Consider the following 17,722-nt stretch of genomic DNA (forward strand, 5'->3'; position numbering starts at 1 on the left):
GCCGCGATGGCCGCGATCGATCTGGACACCTATGTGAAGGGTGTGCTCGACGGGAAACGGGCCCTGGTGGCCCGCGCCATCACGCTCGTCGAGTCCACCCGGCCCCAGCACCGGGCCCTGGCACAGCAGTTGCTCACCGAGCTGCTGCCGCACAGCGGCCGGGCGCGGCGGATCGGCGTCAGCGGGGTGCCAGGGGTGGGCAAGTCGACGTTCATCGACGCGTTCGGCACGATGCTGACCTCGCTGGGCCACCGGGTGGCGGTCCTCGCCGTCGACCCGTCCTCCACCCGCACGGGCGGCTCCATCCTGGGCGACAAGACCAGGATGGAGCGTCTCGCGGTCGATCCGGCGGCCTTCGTCCGCCCCTCCCCCAGCGCGGGCACGCTGGGCGGGGTCGCGAAGGCCACCCGGGAGTCGATGGTGGTGATGGAGGCGGCGGGCTACGACGTGGTCCTGGTCGAGACCGTCGGCGTCGGCCAGTCCGAGACGACGGTCGCCGAGATGGTCGACTCCTTCCTGCTGCTGACGCTGGCCCGCACCGGTGACCAGTTGCAGGGCATCAAGAAGGGCGTCCTGGAGCTGGCCGACGTGATCGCCGTCAACAAGGCGGACGGCCCGCACGAGCGCGACGCGCGGGCGGCGGCCCGGGAGCTGGCGGGCGCGCTGCGCCTGATGCACGGCAAGGACGCCTTCTGGACCCCGCCGGTGCTGCACTGCAGCGCCCGCGAGTCGGCCGGCCTCGACACGGTCTGGGAGCGTCTGGAGCAGCACCGCGCCCTGCTCGACTCCACCGGCCGGCTGGCCGCCAAGCGCCGGGACCAGCAGGTCGGCTGGACGTGGGCGATGGTCCGCGACGAACTCCTCGGCCGTCTGCACGCCGACCCGGTGGTCCGCGCGACGGCCCCCGACCTCGAACGGCAGGTCAGGGAGGGCCGGTTGACGGCCACTCTGGCGGCGGAGCGCATCCTGGCGGCTTTCGAGGGCCGTACGGCGCTTCCCGCCGAGGACTGAGCGACGCCCGGCTCCCGCCGCGTCCCTCCGGCGCGGCGGGACGCGGCGGTGCGGCGGACCGCCGGCGGTACGGCTCGGAAATGCCTTCCACGGAATGAACCCGGTTGTGCGATCCGGGAATCGGGAGAAGCGCACAGCGCGAACAAACGCGCGAACATATGAACGTCAGTTCCTGAAGTGACGTGCGGGATTGCCGGGAACCAGTGAAGACCGGCCATACCGCGCAGTGCTGGTTTCGATCATGCCGGTCGCCCGTCACGCGGGCCCCCGGCGGCATTCATGACGGCCGGCGCCATGATCGGCGCGACGCCCATCACCCTCAGCCATCGGCGGAAGCCGCAGGTCAAAGGCCCTCTGTCCGCACGCCCAGGTCACCTGGAAGCCGCTTGCGGGGCCGGACGAGCCGCTGGGCGCGCGGTGGCGCAAAGGCGCCCGTGGGCGGTCACCGGGCGGTGGACCGGGCCCCAAAAGCCCGAGCACAAATTCCACACATCCTCTCTTCAGATCGGCCCCGATGGTCTAGATTGACCGTGCTTCAGCTGTTCGGACACTTGGCAACCAATTAATGATCTTTAAGCCCGGCGCAACGGAAAGCCGGCAGTCACGTCCCGCGTCCCGGACGTATTGATGATCATTTCTGGGAGCCCGAGACGGGGCCTCGGGGTGCGGGGAGCACCAGGGGTTCCGGAACAGCCGGGACGGCAGGCGCGGGGGCGGGGGCCCCCGGGGGAGGAACAGTGCGGGAGGCGGGGGCCTCCCGAGGGGGACGAACAGTGTTGGGCGAACACGTCGAACCACTGGGACCTGGGGGGGTTCTGTGCGGCAAGGGGGACTTGTCAGCCCGTTTCCGTCTGCGCGCGAGCGTCTGGCGGACGGGGCGGCCAGCCGGCCCACAACCGACTGGGAGCAGCGGTACCGCCGTACCGTGATCATCAGCGACACCGTGGCCACGGCCTTCGTGGTGGCGGCGATCGGCAACTTCTTCGGGGCCCGCGACGCGGCCAACTGGCACGAGAAGTGGGGGATACTCGCCTTCGGCACCGAACTGCTGGTGCTCGGGGCGCTCGCGGTGAGCCGGGCGTGGGCTCCGGCCGTGCTCGGCCAGGGAGCCGAGGAGTTCCGGCGGCTCGGGCGCTCGCTGTTCACGGCGACCGTCGTCCTCGCCCTCGGCGGGATAGCCCTCACCTCACGCAACATCAAGCTCTGGATCTTCGTCGCGGTCCCCGCGATCGCGCTCGTCACCATGACCGCGCGGTACCTGCTGCGCCTGTGGCTGCACAAGCAGCGCAAGGAGGGACAGTGCCTGCGGCCGGTGCTCGCCGCCGGGAGCGTGGCCACCGTGCGCGACCTGATCACCCGCACCCGCAAGTTCCCGCACCTCGGCTGGCGCGTGGACGCGGTGTGCACGACGGACGGTCTCGGTCTCGACGGTGACGAACTGGAGGGGGTGCCGGTCGTCGGCCGGCTCGAGGACGTCGCCAAGCACGTCCACCACGACGGCTACCGGGTCGTCGCGGTCACACCGGACCCCCACTGGTCACCGGCCCGGCTGCAGCGGCTGGCCTGGAACCTCGAGGGCAGCGATGCCGAGATGGTCGTGGCACCGGTGCTGATGGAGGTGGCCGGTCCCCGGCTGCACGTCGACGCGGTGCTCGGCATCCCGCTGCTGCGGGTGAGCATGCCGGCCTTCACCGGGGGTCGCCGGGCGGTCAAGGGCGTCGTCGACCGGATGGGCGCGGCGCTCCTGCTGCTGCTGTTCGCACCGCTGATGGTGCTCGTCGGGCTGCTCGTGGTGGCGGACAGCCGGGGCGGGGCGTTCTACCGGCAGCGCAGGGTCGGCAAGGACGGCCGTGAGTTCACCATGTACAAGTTCCGCACCATGGTCGTCGGGGCCGACGGGGCGCGTGCCCAGCTGGCCCACCGCAACGAGGGCGCCGGCCCGCTGTTCAAGCTCCGCCGGGACCCGCGCGTGACCCGGGTCGGAACCGTGCTGCGCCGGTACTCGCTCGACGAGCTCCCGCAGCTGTTCAACGTGCTCACCGGATCGATGTCGCTCGTCGGTCCGCGGCCTCCGTTGCCGGAGGAGTGCGCCGCGTACGACCCGGACATCCGGCGTCGGCTGCTGGTCAAGCCCGGACTCACCGGTCTGTGGCAGATCAGCGGGCGCAGCGACCTGTCGTGGGAGGAAGCGGTCCGCCTGGACCTGCGGTACGTGGAGGACTGGTCGCTCGCCCTGGACACAGTGATCTTGTGGAAGACGCTGCGTGCGGTGCTCTACGGGCAGGGCGCCTACTGATGTGCGGGGGCCGTCGTCCGGCCGGACGCGCGGACCGCAGGCCACAAGGCCTGCCTGGGGGGAGGAACGGGTCATGAGAGTCAGCGTTTTCGGGCTCGGCTACGTGGGCTGCGTGTCGGCCGCGTGCCTGGCCAGCATGGGTCACGAGGTCATCGGGGTGGACGTCAACCAGGTGAAGGTCGACCTGGTCAACGACGGCAAGGCCCCGGTGGTCGAGGAGCGGATCGGCGAGCTCACCGCCGAGGTCGTGCGGACGGGGGCGTTGCGCGCCACCGGCGACGTCCGCGAGGCGGTCATGAACAGCGAGGTGTCGCTGGTCTGCGTGGGGACGCCGTCGGAGCCCAACGGCAGTCTGTGCACCACGTACCTGGAGCGGGTCACCGAGCAGATCGGCGCGGCGCTGGCCGAACGCGGCGGGCGGCACACCGTCGTCTTCCGCAGCACCATGCTCCCGGGCACCTGCCTGAACCTGCTGGTGCCGATCCTGGAGAAGTACGTCGGCGGTACGGCCGGCGTGGACGTCGGGGTCGCGGTCAACCCGGAGTTCCTGCGCGAGGGCACGAGCGTGCGGGACTTCTTCGACCCGCCCAAGACCGTCGTCGGCGAGCTGGACGCGGCGAGCGGCGACACGGTGACGGCGCTGTACGACGGCCTGCCCGGAGAGGTGTTCCGGGTGCCCATCCCGACGGCCGAGGCGATCAAGTACGCGGACAACGCGTTCCACGGCCTCAAGATCGGCTTCGCGAACGAACTGGGCGCGGTGTGCCAGGCGCTCGGCGTCGACTCGCACCAGGTGATGGACGTCTTCCTGGCCGACCGCAAGCTGAACATCAGCCCCGCCTACCTGCGGCCCGGCTTCGCCTTCGGCGGCTCCTGCCTGCCCAAGGACCTGCGCAGCCTGGTGCACGCGGCGCAGCGGGCCGACGTCTCGGTGCCCATCCTCGCGCACGTGCTGCCCTCCAACTCCGACCACCTGCAACGCGCGGTGGACCTGGTCGAGCGGACCGGCAGGAGACGCATAGGCATGTTCGGGCTCTCCTTCAAACCCGGCACCGACGACCTGCGCGAGAGCCCGCTCGTCGAGCTGGCGGAGAGGCTCTTCGGCAAGGGGTACGACCTGCGGATCTACGACGCCAACGTGAACCTCTCCCGGCTGATCGGCGCGAACCGCGAGTACATCGAGAACCGGCTGCCCCACCTCGCGCAACTGCTCGCGGACTCCGTCGGCGAGGTGCTGGAGCACGCCGAGGTGTGCCTGGTCGGCACCAGGGACCCGGCCGTGCTGTCGGCCCTGCCCCAGGGCGACGGACCGGTGCTCGTCGACCTCGTCCGCCTCCCCGACGCCGAGGCGCGCCGGGCCGAACCGGGGTACGTGGGCCTTGCCTGGTGACATGACGGGCGGCGCCGGGCCGGCCCGGCGCGCGCTGATCCTGGTGGAGAACCTGTCCGTGCCGTTCGACCGGCGCGTGTGGCAGGAGTGCACGACGCTGCGCGACGCCGGCTGGGAGGTGCACGTCATCTGCCCCAGGGGGACCAAGCGGGACACGGAGCCGGAGGCGGTGATCGACGGGGTGCGCGTCCACCGCTACCCGTTGCGCGCCGCCACCGGAGGACCGGCCGGCTACCTGCGGGAGTACGGATCGGCGCTGTGGCACACGGTCCGGCTGGCCCGGAAGGTCGGCCCGGTCGACGTGGTCCACGCCTGCAACCCGCCCGACCTGCTGTTCCTGCCGGCCCTGTGGCTGAAGCGGCGCGGGGCGCGGTTCGTGTTCGACCAGCACGACCTGGTGCCCGAGCTGTACCTCTCCCGGTTCGACCGCGGCAAGGACCTGCTCTACCGCGCCGTGTGCGCGCTGGAACGGCTGACCTACCGGGCCGCGGACGTCGTGCTCGCCACGAACGAGAGCTACCGGGACGTCGCGCTGCGCCGTGGCGGCCGGCGTCCGCAGGACGTCTTCGTGGTGCGCAGCGCGCCCGACACCGAGCGGTTCCAGCCGGTACCGCCGGAGCCGCAGCTGAAGCGCGGCAAGCCTCATCTGCTGTGCTACCTGGGCGTGATGGGCCCGCAGGACGGCGTCGACTACGCCCTGCGAGCCCTCGCGAAGCTGCGCGACGAGCTCGGGCGGACCGACTGGCACGCGGTGTTCGTCGGTGCCGGCGACACCTTCGACGCGATGGTGGAGCTGTCCTGGCGGCTCGGGCTCGCGGAGCAGGTGGAGTTCACCGGGCGCGTGCCCGACGCCGACCTGGTGCGCTACCTGTCCACCGCGGACGTGTGCCTCTCCCCCGACCCGCTCAATCCACTCAACGACGTGTCCACCATGAACAAGGTCCTGGAGTACATGGTGATGGGCCGGCCCATCGTCTCGTTCGACCTGCGCGAGGCGCGGGTCTCCGCCGGTGACGCCGCCGTCTACGCGCGCGCCAACGACGAGACCGAGTTCGCGGAGCTCATCGCGCGGCTGCTGGACGATCCGGAGCGGCGGGCCAGGATGGGCAAGCTCGGCCAGGAGCGGATCGGCGGGCCGCTGTCCTGGCGGAACTCGCAGGCGTCGCTGCTCGCCGCCTACGCCGCTGCCTGCCGTGACCGCGCTCCGGTGCCGGCGGGCGGTCCGGTCCGGGCAGGGAAGAGGCCTCGACGTTGAGCGACGACACGATACGCCTGGTCACGATCGGGCGGGTGTTCCGCCGGCGCTGGCGGCTCCTCACCGTCCTCGCCCTGGTGGGGGCGCTCGCCGGCTACGGCGCCTCCCTGCTGTTCCCGCCGCGGTACACGGCGTCGGCCTCGGTCCTGCTGCCCGGGCAGTGGGAGGAACGCGAACTGCTCACCCAGGTGGACATCGCGACGAGTTCGACGGTGGTCGACCGCGCCGCGGCCTCGCTCGGCTGGCCGGGCGTCAGCGGCACGGAGCTGCGCGACCAGGTGGCCGCCAAGGCCGCCGACGGCAACATCATCAAGATCTCGGGCACGGCCGGCACCCCGGAGCGCGCCCAGCGGCTGGCCGACCAGGTGGCCGACCAGTTCGTGAAGTTCGCGGCGCGGATCGCGGGCGGCGGCACCGACGCCAAAGCGGCCACCGGGCCCGGGGCGCTGCGGAAGAAGGTCGAGGAGACCAACCGCCGCATCAGCGAACTGGCCGCCGCGGCCGATCCGGGACAGACCGTGGAGAGCGTGCAGGCCCGCACCGAGCTGGAGAAGCTGCGCACGTCGCTGGAGGAGGCCATGACGAAGCTCGAGCAGGCCGACCCGGCGAACACCGTGGCCGGCATGGTCGTCATGGGGCCGGCGGCCCGCCCGACCGGCGAGGCGCCGCCGACCAGGGTGCAGCTCGTCGTCGCCGGGGCGCTGCTGTTCTTCCTGCTCGCGGTCGTCGGCCACCTCGTCGCCGCGCGGGCGAACCGCCGGCTGCGCACCGAGCCGGAGATCGCCGCGGCGCTGGGCTCGGCGCTCCTCGGCACCGTCGACGTGCCCGCCGAACGGCGGGGCGGGCACCGGCCGGAGGACCGCGGCCCACGGGCCGGGATCCGCCGGCTCCTCGGCATCGACACCCGGTGGGACCTGCCGGCCCCGCAGGCATCCGGCGACGAGGCCGGCCGGCGGATCCGCTACCGCCGGGTGTGCGCCCGGCTCCGTACGCGACTGCCGTCTCCGCGCCGTCTCCTGGCCGTCGTACCGGACGGCGACGAGATCGGCCGCCGGGCCGCCGAACAGCTCGCCGCCGAGGCCAAGAGCGACCCGCAGCTGCGGGTGGTGCCGGTCTCGGTGGACCGGCCGGTCGTACCGGACCGCGACACCGAGTCCGGCGCCCTGGTCGTCCTGAGCGCGGGGAACTGGACCGCGGAGGAGCTCGCCGGCATCGCCGAGGCGTGCGCGGACGGCGGGCACGAGGTCGTCGGCGTCGTCGTCGCCGGCCTGGTCCGGACCCGGCCCACCAGGACGGCCGCACGTCCTGCGGACGAGTCCACTCTGGCCCTCGCGGTACCCGGCCACGCGACGGGGGGTCCGGCGTGACGACGAGCACGACACCGGAGTCGTCGGCCACCACCCCGCTCCTCGACCTGCAGGCCCTGGTCGTCGCCGTCCGCAGGCGCCGCCGCCTCTGGTGCGCCATGGCACTCCTGGGACTGCTGGCCGGCGCGGCCGTGGCCGTCCTGATGCCACCGCCGCCGACCGCGGTCACCAAGGTGCTGGTCGCGCACAAGGAGGACCAGCCGAACGACACCGGAACGCTGATCCGCACCGACGTCGAGGTGCTGGGAACCACCCGGATCGCCGAGAACGCCCTGCGGTCGCTCAAGTCCCACGAGGATCCCGAGGACTTCATGCGGGACTACCGGGGCGCCGGCATCACCAACAACCTGCTGGAGATCACCGTGACGGGCGACAGCGACGCGGAGGCGGTGGCCCGGGCCGGGGCCCTGGCCGACGCGTTCGTCGCGGACCACGTGCGCAGGATGCGGGCGACGGCGAACGCCGAGGCCAAGGCCCTGCTCGACCAGCGTGACCGCATGAAGGACGAACTCGCCCAGGTCAACAAGGACATCGGAGACCGGTCACCGGAGACGGCGAGCGACCCGCAGGAATCGGCGAGCATCGAGTCGCTCTTCGCCCGCCGGGCCGAACTGACCACGCGGATCGCCGACTTCAACCAGCGCGCCGAGGAGGCGCGGGTCGGCACGCCCCAGGTCGTCGCCGGCACGGAGATCGTGGACGCCCCGCGCCCGGTGAAGCACTCGCTGCCCAAGGCCGCCGCCACCGACGCCGCGATCGGGCTCGTCCTCGGTCTCGTGCTCGGCCTCTCCGTCGCCGCCGTGGGCGTCGTGGTCGCCGACCGCCCCGTGCTGCGCCGGGACATCGCGGCGAACCTCGGCGCCTCGGTCATCGCCGAGCTGCCCCGCCGGCCGGGCAGGCCCTGGCGGCGCCGACGGACCCGGCTGTCCCGCGAACGGCTCACCGCGCACCTCGCCCGCACCGTGCGCGGCTCCACCGAACCGGTGTCGCTGCTGGAACTCGGCTGCGCGCGCGCCACCGGTGTGATCGCCCTCGACCTCGCCAGGGCGATGGCGGCGGAGGGGGCGGTGACCGTCGTCGACGCCCTGCCCGGCCCGCAGCTCGCGGACCGCCGCCCGAAGCCCGGCGACCCGGCCGTGGTCGGCGCCGAGCGCGCCGCGGCCCTGCCGCCCCAGGAACGCCGGCTCGGCGTCGGCTCGGTGGCGCCCGGGACGGCGTGGACCGACCTGCGGTACCTGGGCACGCAGACCGTGCTCGTCGTGCGTGCCGGCCACGGCGGCGCCGCGTGGCTGCACACCGTGGCGCGGCAGCTCGCCGACCAGCACATCGCGGTGATCGGTGTGGTGCTGATCGACCCCGATCCGCGCGACCGGACCGACGGCACGCTGTGGGACGGGCTGCACACCGCGCTCCGCGGCCGCAGCGAGCGCCCGGCCCAGCAGACGGGCCGGCGGCGCACGGAGCGGCAGCCGATGTGGGCCGCCCGGGGCGCGGACAACGACCAGGAGGCGCGGTAGGACATGTGTGGCATCGCGGGTACGTACCGCTGGCCGGACGGCAAGGTGGTGACCGACCGGCTCACCGGCATCCTGGCCCACCGCGGTCCGGACGGGTCGGGCCGGTACAGCCACCGGGCCGGTGACGGCGAGGTGCACCTCGGGCACCGCCGGCTGGCCATCATCGACCTGTCGGAGACCGGCGCCCAGCCGATGGTCTCGGGCGGCCTCGCCCTGACGTACAACGGCGAGCTGTACAACGCGCCTGAGCTGCGTGCCGAGCTGGCCGCCGCCGGTGTGCGCTTTCGCGGCACCTCCGACACCGAGGTGCTGCTGGAGGCCTGGCGGCGCTGGGGCACCGACTGCCTGCCCCGGCTGCGCGGCATGTTCGCGTTCGGGATCTTCGACGAGCGCACCGGTGACCTCGTCCTCGTCCGGGACCAGCTCGGCGTCAAACCGCTGTTCCTGCTGCGGCGCGGCGAGGGGCTGGTGTTCGCCTCCGAGCTCAAGGCGCTCGCCGCCGCGACCGGCGGGCCGCTGGAGGTGGACCACGCGGCGCTGGTGGCCTCGCTGCTGTACTACTGGGTGCCGGACTCGCGGTGCGCGTTCCGCGAGGCGGAGAAACTGCCGCCGGGGAGCTGGCTGCGGTGCCGGGCCGACGGCTCGGTGGAGCGCGGCCGGTTCTGGAACCTGCGGGACGTCGCCGCCGAGGGCCGGGAGCGGGCCCGGGCCGGCGAGCGGCCGGACCTGGCCGCCGTCGTCGAGGAGTCGGCCCGGCGCCACCTGCTCTCCGACGTGCCCGTGGCGACCTTCCTCTCCGGCGGGCTGGACTCCAGCTACCTGACCGCGCTGGCCGCCCGTCACCGGCCGGGCATCTCCGCCTACACGATCGGGTTTCGCGCCGAGGACGCCAGGTTCGAGGCGATGCCCGACGACCTGCGCTACGCCCGGCAGGTGGCCGAGCGGTTCGGCGTCGACCTGCACGAGATCGAGATCGCCCCGGACGTGCTCGACCTGCTGCCGCGGATGACGCACCACCTGGACGAGCCGATCGGCGACCCCGCCGCGATCAACACGTTCCTGATCTGCTCGGCCGCCCGGGAGGCCGGGGTCAAGGTGCTGCTGTCGGGGATGGGCGCCGACGAGCTGTTCGCCGGGTACCGCAAGCACCTGGCCAACCTGCTCGCGCTGCGCTACCAGCGCGTCCCGCGGCCCCTGCGGCGCGGGGTGTCCGCGGCCGTGGACCGGCTGCCGGTCGCCACGTCCCGCCGGGGGTACCGGTCGGTGCGGTTCGCCAAGCGGTTCCTCTCCTTCGCCGATCTGCCGGAGGAGACCGCGTTCCGGCGCAGCTACACCATGTACGACCAGGACGAGCTGCTCGCCCTCCTCGATCCGGACCTGGCGGGGACGGTCGACGACGTGCTCACCGAGCACGCGGACACCTACCGGGACAACGACCTGGACGACTTCGTCAACCGCATGTGCCTGACCGACGCCCGGATGTTCCTGCCGGGTCTGAACCTCGCGTACACGGACCGCTCCAGCATGGCCGCGTCGACCGAGGTGAGGGTGCCGTACGTCGATGTCGAGGTGGTCAGGGCCGCCTTCGCCGTGCCCGGGGACCGCAAGATCGCCGGACGGCAGGGCAAGGCCGTCCTGAAGGAGGCGGCCGTCTCCGTCCTGCCCCGGGAGATCGTGTACCGGCCCAAGGGCCTGTTCAGCGCGCCGCTGCGGGCCTGGATGAGCCGGGACCTGGCACCGCTGGTGCGTGAGGTGGTCGACGACGGGGAGCTGGTCCGCTCCGGGTTCCTGCGCCGCGACGCACTGAAGCGGATGGTCGCCGAGGACGCCGCCGGGCAGCGGGACTTCTCCAAGCATCTGTGGCACGTACTGACGCTCGAGTACTGGTATCGCGACGCGACCTCTGGGTCCGGCCAGAGCACTCGGATGACGGCTTAGGAATCAGAGGAGTTCGGGTGAAACAGGTTGTGCAGAACTACAAGAGCGGCGAGCTGGCCGTGCTCGACGTGCCGGTGCCGGGGTGCAAGCCGGGCGGAGTGCTGGTCCGCAGCGCCTACTCGCTGATCTCCACCGGGACCGAGCTCATGAAGGTCTCCGAGGCCGGCATGTCGATGCTGGGCAAGGCCCGCTCCCGTCCCGACCAGGTGGCCAAGGTCATGCAGAGCGTGGCCACCAACGGGGTGCCCGCCACCTACCGCAAGGTGATGGGCAAGCTGGACTCCTACACGCCGCTGGGCTACTCGCTGTGCGGGGTGGTCGAGCAGGTCGGCGCCGGGATCGACGATGTGAAGGCCGGCGACCTCGTGGCCTGCGCGGGCAACGAGCACGCGTTGCACGCCGAGGTGAACTGGGTGCCGAAGAACCTGTACGTCCCGGTGCCGGACGGCCTCGCGCCGCGGCACGCGGCCTTCGGCACGGTCGGCTCGATCGCCCTGCAGGGCGTCCGCCAGGGCGAGCCGCGGCTCGGCGAAGTGGCACTGGTCATCGGCCTCGGGCTGATCGGACAGCTGGTGGTGCAGCTGCTGACCGCGTCCGGGGTGCGCGTCGTCGGGGTCGACCCCGACCCGGCGCGCTGCGAGCTGGCCGGGCGTCTGGGCGCCGCGGCCTGCGGCGATCCCGCGTCCGCGGCCGTGGAGAGCGCCGTCGCCGAACTCACCGGCGGCCTGGGCGTGGACCATGTGTACCTGGCCGCCGGCGGCGGCAGCAACCAGCCCGTCGAGCTGGCCGCCCGGCTGAGCCGGGACCGCGGCCGGGTCGTCGACATCGGCAAGTGCCGCCTGGACCTGCCGTGGAACGCGTACTACGAGAAGGAGCTCGACGTCCGGTTCTCCCGCAGTTACGGCCCCGGTCGCTACGACCCGGAGTACGAGCTGGAGGGGCGCGACTACCCGATCGGCTATGTCCGCTGGACCGAGCGCCGCAACCTGGCGTGCTTCCTCGACCTCCTCGCCCGCGGCAGCGTCGACGTGGAGCCCCTGGTGTCCCACGTCGCCGACTTCGACGACGCGGTCGAGACGTACCGGCGTCTGAAGGACGGCGAACTGAAGGCCGTGGCCGTGCTGTTCCGGTACCCCGAGCAGGAGGGGAGGGCCGGGGAGGCGGTGGCACCGGCGGTGGCCGTGCCCGCGGTGAACGCGCGGCGGCGTCCGGTCCGGGCGGCCAACGCGTCGGTGCGGCTGGCGTTCGTCGGCGCGGGCAACTACGCGACGTCGATGCTGCTGCCGCACCTGGCGCAGCGCGACGGTGTCGAGCTGTCGACCGTCGTCACCACGACGGCGCTGTCCGCGGCCAACGCCCAGCGCAAGTTCGGCTTCGCCGAGGCGACCACCGACCTCGACGCCGTGCTCGGTGACGAGTCCGTCGACGCGGTGTTCGTCGTCACCCGGCACAGCTCGCACGCCGACCTGACCCGCCGGGCACTGCTGGCCGGCAAGGCCGTGTTCGTGGAGAAGCCGCTGGCCCTCACCGAGGAGGAGCTGGCCGGGGTGCTCGCGGCGGTGGAGGAGTCCGGCAACGACCGCTTGCAGGTGGGCTTCAACCGCCGGTTCTCGCCGCTGCTGCGGGAGGCCAGGGCACGGTTCGGCACCCGGACCGGTCCGGCGAACCTGCGGTACCTGGTCAACGCGGGACGCCTCGACCACAACAGCTGGTACCTCCGGCAGGGCACCGAGGGCTCGCGGTTCGCCGGCGAGGGCGGGCACTTCATCGACACGGCGAGCTGGCTGCTCGGGGCCGACCCGGTCTCGGTGTACGCGGTCGCCTCGCCCGGCAACGAGGACCTCCAGGTCGTCCTGCGCTACCCGGACGGGTCCACCGCCACCATCAGCTACGTCACCAGCGGCCCGGCGGGCTTCCCCAAGGAGACGCTGGACCTGGTCGCGGACGGCAAGGCGCTGCGGTTGGACGACTTCGTCCGCGCCTTCGTGTACGACCGCAAGCGGTGGGTCAGTTCGCGGCTGCCCAAGGCCCGGGACAAGGGCCAGAACGCCGAGCTGGCCGCGTTCGTCAAGGCCGTGCGGACCGGCGGGCCGATGCCGGTGCCGCTCGCGTCGCTGGTCGCCACCACGACGGCCACCCTCGCGGTGCGGACCGGCCTGGCCGCCGGTGCGCCGGTGACGCTGGAGCGGGCGCGATGACCATGAGCGCGGGCTGGTACCTGCGGCGGCTGTCCCGGATGGGACCGCGGGAGGTCGCGGGCCGGGCGGGCGACGCGGTGCGCAGACGGCGGTGGCGTTCGGCGCCGCCGGACTGCCCGGGCGTGAGCGGCGCCCGGTTCACCGCGGTCCTGCCCGCGGGGGCCGTCGCGGCGGTGCCGCCGGACGCCGCCAAACGACTCGTCGCCGAGGCGGACCGGCTCATGGACGGGCACGCCGAGTTCTTCGGGGTGGTCCGCGACGACCTGGCCGACCCGGACTGGCGGTACGACCCGAGGACCGGGCGCCGGGCCCCGCAGGGCTACGCCTTCGACGTGCCCTACCGGGACGAGGACGCGGTCGGGGACATCAAGCAGATCTGGGAGCCGTCCCGGCACCAGTACCTCACCGTGCTCGCCGCCGCCTACGCGATCACCGGGAACGAGCGGTACGCCGAACGCGTGGCCGGGCACCTGCGGTCGTGGTGGGCGGCCAACCCACCGCTGCGCGGGGTGCACTGGACCAGCGGCATCGAGCTGGGCATCCGGCTGCTGTCCTGGGTGTGGATCCGCCGGCTGCTCGACGGCTGGCCGGGCGCGACCGCCCTGTTCGAGGGCGACCCGGTGGCGCTCGGCCAGATCTGGCACCACCAGCGCTGGCTGGCGGCCTTCCCCAGCCGGGGGTCGTCGGCGAACAACCACGTGATCGCCGAGGCCGCCGGGCAGTTCGCCGCGGCCTGCGCGTTCGACTGGTTCCCCGACTCGGCGCGCTGGCGGGCCGACGCGCTGCGGTCGCTGGACCGGCACCTGCGCGTCAACACCTTCCCCTCCGGCCTCAACCGCGAGCTGGCCTCCGAGTACCACGGGCTCGTGCTGGAGCTCGGCCTGGCCGCGCTGGCCGAGGCGGACGCCGCGGGCGTGCCGGTTCCCGCGACGGTGCGCCTGGTGCTGCTGCGGATGACCGACGCGCTCGCGGCCGTCGTGGACGACCGGCTGCGGCCGCCGCGCCAGGGCGACGGGGACGACGGGCACGGTCTGGTCGTGGACGGTGCGGGCACCGACCGCTGGGCCTCGTTGCTGGCCACCGGTGACGCCGTGTTCGGCCGGCTCGCCTGGTGGCCGGAGGTGACCGGCACCGATGTGCGCACCCCGCTGCTGGCCGCGCTCCTCGGACCCGCCCGGCTGCCGGTGTCCCGTCCGGCGAGCCGGCCGGCCCACTTCGCCGACGCGGGTATGACGATCCTGCGCGGTCCGGCGGGGATCTGGTGCCGCTGCGACGGTGGCCCGCACGGCTTCCTGTCCATCGCCGCCCACGCCCACGCGGACGCGCTGTCCGTGGAGGTCCGCCACGACGGGGTCGACGTCCTCGCCGACCCGGGGACGTACTGCTACCACGGGCAGCCCGAGTGGCGCCGGTACTTCCGCTCGACCCTCGGCCACAACACCCTGCAACTGGACGGCGGCGACCAGTCCGTCTCCGGCGGCCCGTTCCTGTGGACCCGGCACGCCCGCAGCCGCGTCCTGGTCGCGGACACCTCCGGCGCCTCCTCGGGGGGTACGGCCCGCTGGTGTGCCGAGCACGACGGTTACCGCCCCGCCACGCACCGCCGACGGGTGGAGCTGAACGCCGCGGAGCGGGAGTTGAGGGTGGTCGACGAGGTGCGCGGCCCGCGCCGGTCCGTGCGGCTCGCCTTCCACCTCGGCCCGGCGATCGGCGCGGAGCTGGTGGGGAACCGGGCGGAGCTGACCTGGACCCGGGACGGCGAGGAGCGCTCGGCGGTGCTCGTGCTGCCGGGGGAACTGTCCTGGCGTGCGCACCGCGGCGAGACCGGGCCGCCGCTGGGCTGGTACTCCGCCGGTTTCGGGCGCAAGGAACCCGCCACCACGCTGGTCGGCACCGGCTCCGCCGACGGCGTGCGGGGGTTCACCACCGTACTGACGTTCCGCGGCTAGGGGGGAGGGGACGTGGGGATCGAGTGCCGGTGCCGGGCGTGGCGCGCGGCACCGCTGACGCTGGCCCTGCTGGCCGCGGCCGGCTGTACGGGCTCGCCGGACACGCCGGACACACCGGGCAAGCCGGCCGCCGCGCCCTCCGGGTCCGGGGCCGCGCCGGCCGTGGCCCGGGTGTGCGCCCAGCCCGGCGCCGGGCCCGCGAAGGCTCCGGCGGGCGCGGTGACGGTCGACCCCGACGTGGTCGGCGACCTGGCCGAGAAGACGAGGAACAGCCCCGCGGGCACCACGTTCTGGCTGCGGCCGGGCACGCACCGGCTCGATCCGGAGCGCTACGCCCAGGTCATGCCCAAGAAGGGGGACCGCTACCTCGGCGCGCCGGGCGCGGTCCTCGACGGCGGGAGGAAGAACGCCTACGCGTTCAGCGGCACCGCCCCCGATGTCACCATCCGCTACCTGACCGTGCAGCGCTTCGTCGCCCCGACCGACGAGGGCGTGGTCAACCACGACATGGCCGACGGGTGGGTCATCGAGCACAGCACGATCCGGGACAACGACGGCGCCGGGCTGATGGCCGGCGCCCGCCAGCAGGTCCGTGCCAACTGCCTGCGGGACAACGGCCAGTACGGCATGAACGCGTACAAGACCGGCAACACCATCCGCGACCTGGTGGTCGAGGGCAACGAGATCACCGGCAACAACACCGGCGACTGGGAGCGGCGCAAGCCCGGCTGCGGCTGCACCGGAGGCGTCAAGTTCTGGTCGGTCGACGGCGCCGAGGTGCGCGGCAACTGGGTGCACGACAACCGCGGGGCCGGGTTGTGGGCGGACACCAACAACAACGACTTCCGCTTCGAGGACAACCTGATCGAGAAGAACGACGGCGCCGCGCTGATCTACGAGATCAGCTACAACGCGGTCATCCGGAACAACACGATCCGGCGGAACAACTGGGTCGAGGGCCGCGGCTCCGCCGAGCGCGGCGACGACTTCCCCTTCGGGACCGTCTACCTGTCGGAGGCCGGCGGCGAGCCACGGGTCGCGGCCCGCACGGACAAGATCGAGATCTACCGGAACCTGCTGGAGAACAACTGGAACGGGATCACCCTGTGGGAGAACGCCGACCGGTTCTGCAACAGTCCGGCCAACACCTCCTCCGGTGACTGCACGCTGCTGGTGAAGGACAAGGCCCGCTGCGCGAAACCGGCGATCGCCAGGGCGCCGCTGTACGCCGACTGCCGCTGGAAGACCCAGCGGGTGGACATCCACGACAACCGCTTCGTCCTGGACAGGTCCGTCGTCAAGTGCACGGACAAGTGCGACCGCATGGCGGTGCTGGCCAACTACGGCACCTATCCGGACTGGTCGCCGTACAAGGGCAAGCGGGTGGCCGAGGCGATCACCCTCGAGCAGCACAACCGCTGGCACGACAACACCTACCGCGGACCGTGGCAGTTCGTCGTCCGGGACCCGGGCCAGGTGCTCGACCGGTGGCAGTGGCAGGGCCCGCCGTACCGGCAGGACACGGGCAGCACCTTCGCGACGGGACGGGCCGGTGGTTGAGATGGACCGTGCCCCCGCCACCCCGCCGAAGGCCGTCGGGATCGTCTGGCTGCTGCTGGGCCTCAACACGCTCGGCTCCGCCGGGGCGAAGACCATCGTCCAGCTGCCCCGCTCCCTCATCCAGCTGGTCACCATGGGCTCGCTGGTCGTCGCGTTCGCGCTGGCGCTCGCGCTCAATGTGCGGCTGCGGGTCAGACCCAGCGCGTTCGTGTTCCTGCTCACCCTGCTGCTGGTGCCGAGCGTGATCTCCAGCGTGCACCTGGAGTCCGGGTTCGGCGCGTTGTTCCGCTGCACCCGGCTGGCCCTCTTCATCGGCACGCTGTGGCTGGTGAGCCGCTGGTGGGACGGCAGTGTGACGTTCGTCCGCCACCACATCCGGATGTACTTCGGGGTGCTCGTGTCGGTGGCCGCGGGCCTGGCCATCTCACCGGGCGCGGCCATGCCCGACCTGTACGGCGGACGTCTCGTCGGCGCGCTGTGGCCGCTCACCCCGCCGCAGATCGGGCAGTACACGGCGGTGATCACCGGGTTGACCGTGCTGCTCCTCCTCGGCCGCCAGGTCGACCGGACCAGTGCGGCGGTGGTCATCGTTCCGTCACTCGTCCTCCTCGCGCTCACCCACACCCGGACCGCCACCGTCGGCCTGCTCGCCGGGCTGGCGCTCGCGATCGGCTCGCTCATGCTCACCAGCGCCGCGGCCCGCCGCTTCTTCACCTGGGCGGTGCTGTGCGCCACGGTGGCCGCGGTGGGGTTCGCCTCCGCGCTCCAGGCGTGGTTCCTGCGCGGCCAGAGCAAGGAGAACTTCTCCAGCCTCACCGGCCGGGCCAAGGTCTGGGACGCCCTGCTGGCGGCGCCCCGGACGACCGGGGAGCGGTTCTTCGGCGTGGGCCTTGGCGACAAGTCGTTCGGCGGGCTGCCGATCGACAACAGCTGGCTGGCCGTCTACAACGAGCAGGGCCTGGTCGGTGTCGCCCTCGTGGCGGCGGTCCTGCTCGTGCTCGGCGGTGTCGCGCTGCTGCGGCCGCCGTCGCTGTCGAGGGCCTGCGCGATCTTCCTGATCAGCTACGTCGCGATCTCGTCGTACACCGAGGCGGGCCTCGGCGACGCCTCGCCGTACCTGCTGCACCTGGCCCTGGCCGCCTCGCTGCTCGTAGCGCCCGCCGCGGCCCCGCCGCCGCCGGCACCCCCGCCGCCCCGACCAGGTGTCCCGCGCTGGGCCCGGGACCGGGAGGTGAGCTGAC

The 17,722-nt window shown here is 73.0% G+C and carries 11 protein-coding genes; all 11 read left to right on the forward strand.

The genetic code is table 11. The features are described 5' to 3' along the window. The first annotated feature begins 6 nt into the window (after positions 1-6). The 11 genes from meaB to LG395_RS02960 all read left to right on the forward strand — a co-directional run bounded on the left by meaB (position 7) and on the right by LG395_RS02960 (position 17,721). Positions 7-1,011: a methylmalonyl Co-A mutase-associated GTPase MeaB gene (gene meaB, locus LG395_RS02910; protein WP_225808321.1), complete on the forward strand. Its 1,005-nt coding sequence runs from the start codon at positions 7-9 to the stop codon at positions 1,009-1,011. A gap of 817 nt (positions 1,012-1,828) precedes the next feature. Then, a complete protein-coding gene (locus LG395_RS02915) occupies positions 1,829-3,307 on the forward strand; it encodes a sugar transferase (RefSeq protein WP_225808322.1) in 1,479 nt (492 codons plus the stop codon). Positions 3,308-3,380: 73 nt separating this feature from the next. Then, the gene (locus LG395_RS02920) at positions 3,381-4,697 is read left to right on the forward strand and encodes a nucleotide sugar dehydrogenase (protein ID WP_225808323.1); all 1,317 of its coding nucleotides are present in this window, start codon (positions 3,381-3,383) and stop codon (positions 4,695-4,697) included. Between the two features lies 1 nt (position 4,698). Beyond that, complete coding sequence (locus LG395_RS02925; RefSeq protein WP_225808324.1) at positions 4,699-5,952, forward strand: glycosyltransferase family 4 protein; 1,254 nt, start codon at positions 4,699-4,701, stop codon at positions 5,950-5,952. Then, entirely contained in the window at positions 5,949-7,319 is a 1,371-nt protein-coding gene (locus tag LG395_RS02930) for a Wzz/FepE/Etk N-terminal domain-containing protein (RefSeq protein ID WP_171152006.1), read from the forward strand. Before LG395_RS02925 ends, LG395_RS02930 begins: the two co-directional genes overlap by 4 nt. After that, a complete protein-coding gene (locus LG395_RS02935) occupies positions 7,316-8,836 on the forward strand; it encodes a Wzz/FepE/Etk N-terminal domain-containing protein (RefSeq protein ID WP_225808325.1) in 1,521 nt (506 codons plus the stop codon). Before LG395_RS02930 ends, LG395_RS02935 begins: the two co-directional genes overlap by 4 nt. A gap of 3 nt (positions 8,837-8,839) precedes the next feature. Then, positions 8,840-10,774 (forward strand): asparagine synthase (glutamine-hydrolyzing), encoded by a 1,935-nt coding sequence (asnB, locus tag LG395_RS02940; protein WP_225808326.1) that lies wholly within the window; start codon positions 8,840-8,842, stop codon positions 10,772-10,774. Between the two features lie 17 nt (positions 10,775-10,791). Next, complete coding sequence (locus tag LG395_RS02945; RefSeq protein WP_225808327.1) at positions 10,792-12,972, forward strand: bi-domain-containing oxidoreductase; 2,181 nt, start codon at positions 10,792-10,794, stop codon at positions 12,970-12,972. After that, complete coding sequence (locus tag LG395_RS02950; protein ID WP_225808328.1) at positions 12,969-14,921, forward strand: alginate lyase family protein; 1,953 nt, start codon at positions 12,969-12,971, stop codon at positions 14,919-14,921. The genes LG395_RS02945 and LG395_RS02950 overlap by 4 nt, the downstream gene beginning before the upstream one ends. A gap of 12 nt (positions 14,922-14,933) precedes the next feature. Continuing rightward, positions 14,934-16,481 (forward strand): right-handed parallel beta-helix repeat-containing protein, encoded by a 1,548-nt coding sequence (locus tag LG395_RS02955; protein ID WP_225808329.1) that lies wholly within the window; start codon positions 14,934-14,936, stop codon positions 16,479-16,481. Between the two features lies 1 nt (position 16,482). After that, complete coding sequence (locus LG395_RS02960; RefSeq protein ID WP_225808330.1) at positions 16,483-17,721, forward strand: O-antigen ligase domain-containing protein; 1,239 nt, start codon at positions 16,483-16,485, stop codon at positions 17,719-17,721. The last annotated feature ends 1 nt before the right edge of the window (position 17,722 follow it).

Origin of the sequence: Streptomyces spinosus (assembly GCF_020400655.1) — a bacterium.
In the GTDB taxonomy this organism is placed as follows: Bacteria; Actinomycetota; Actinomycetes; order Streptomycetales; family Streptomycetaceae; genus Streptomyces; species Streptomyces argyrophylli.

What these genes read in the sequence shown, in the direction of transcription:
- meaB (WP_225808321.1), top strand. Translation starts at nt 7, where the DNA reads ATGGCCGCGATCGATCTGGACACCTATGTGAAGGGTGTGCTCGACGGG.
- LG395_RS02920 (WP_225808323.1), top strand. Translation starts at nt 3,381, where the DNA reads ATGAGAGTCAGCGTTTTCGGGCTCGGCTACGTGGGCTGCGTGTCGGCC.
- LG395_RS02925 (WP_225808324.1), top strand. Translation starts at nt 4,699, where the DNA reads ATGACGGGCGGCGCCGGGCCGGCCCGGCGCGCGCTGATCCTGGTGGAG.
- asnB (WP_225808326.1), top strand. Translation starts at nt 8,840, where the DNA reads ATGTGTGGCATCGCGGGTACGTACCGCTGGCCGGACGGCAAGGTGGTG.
- LG395_RS02950 (WP_225808328.1), top strand. Translation starts at nt 12,969, where the DNA reads ATGACCATGAGCGCGGGCTGGTACCTGCGGCGGCTGTCCCGGATGGGA.
- LG395_RS02960 (WP_225808330.1), top strand. Translation starts at nt 16,483, where the DNA reads ATGGACCGTGCCCCCGCCACCCCGCCGAAGGCCGTCGGGATCGTCTGG.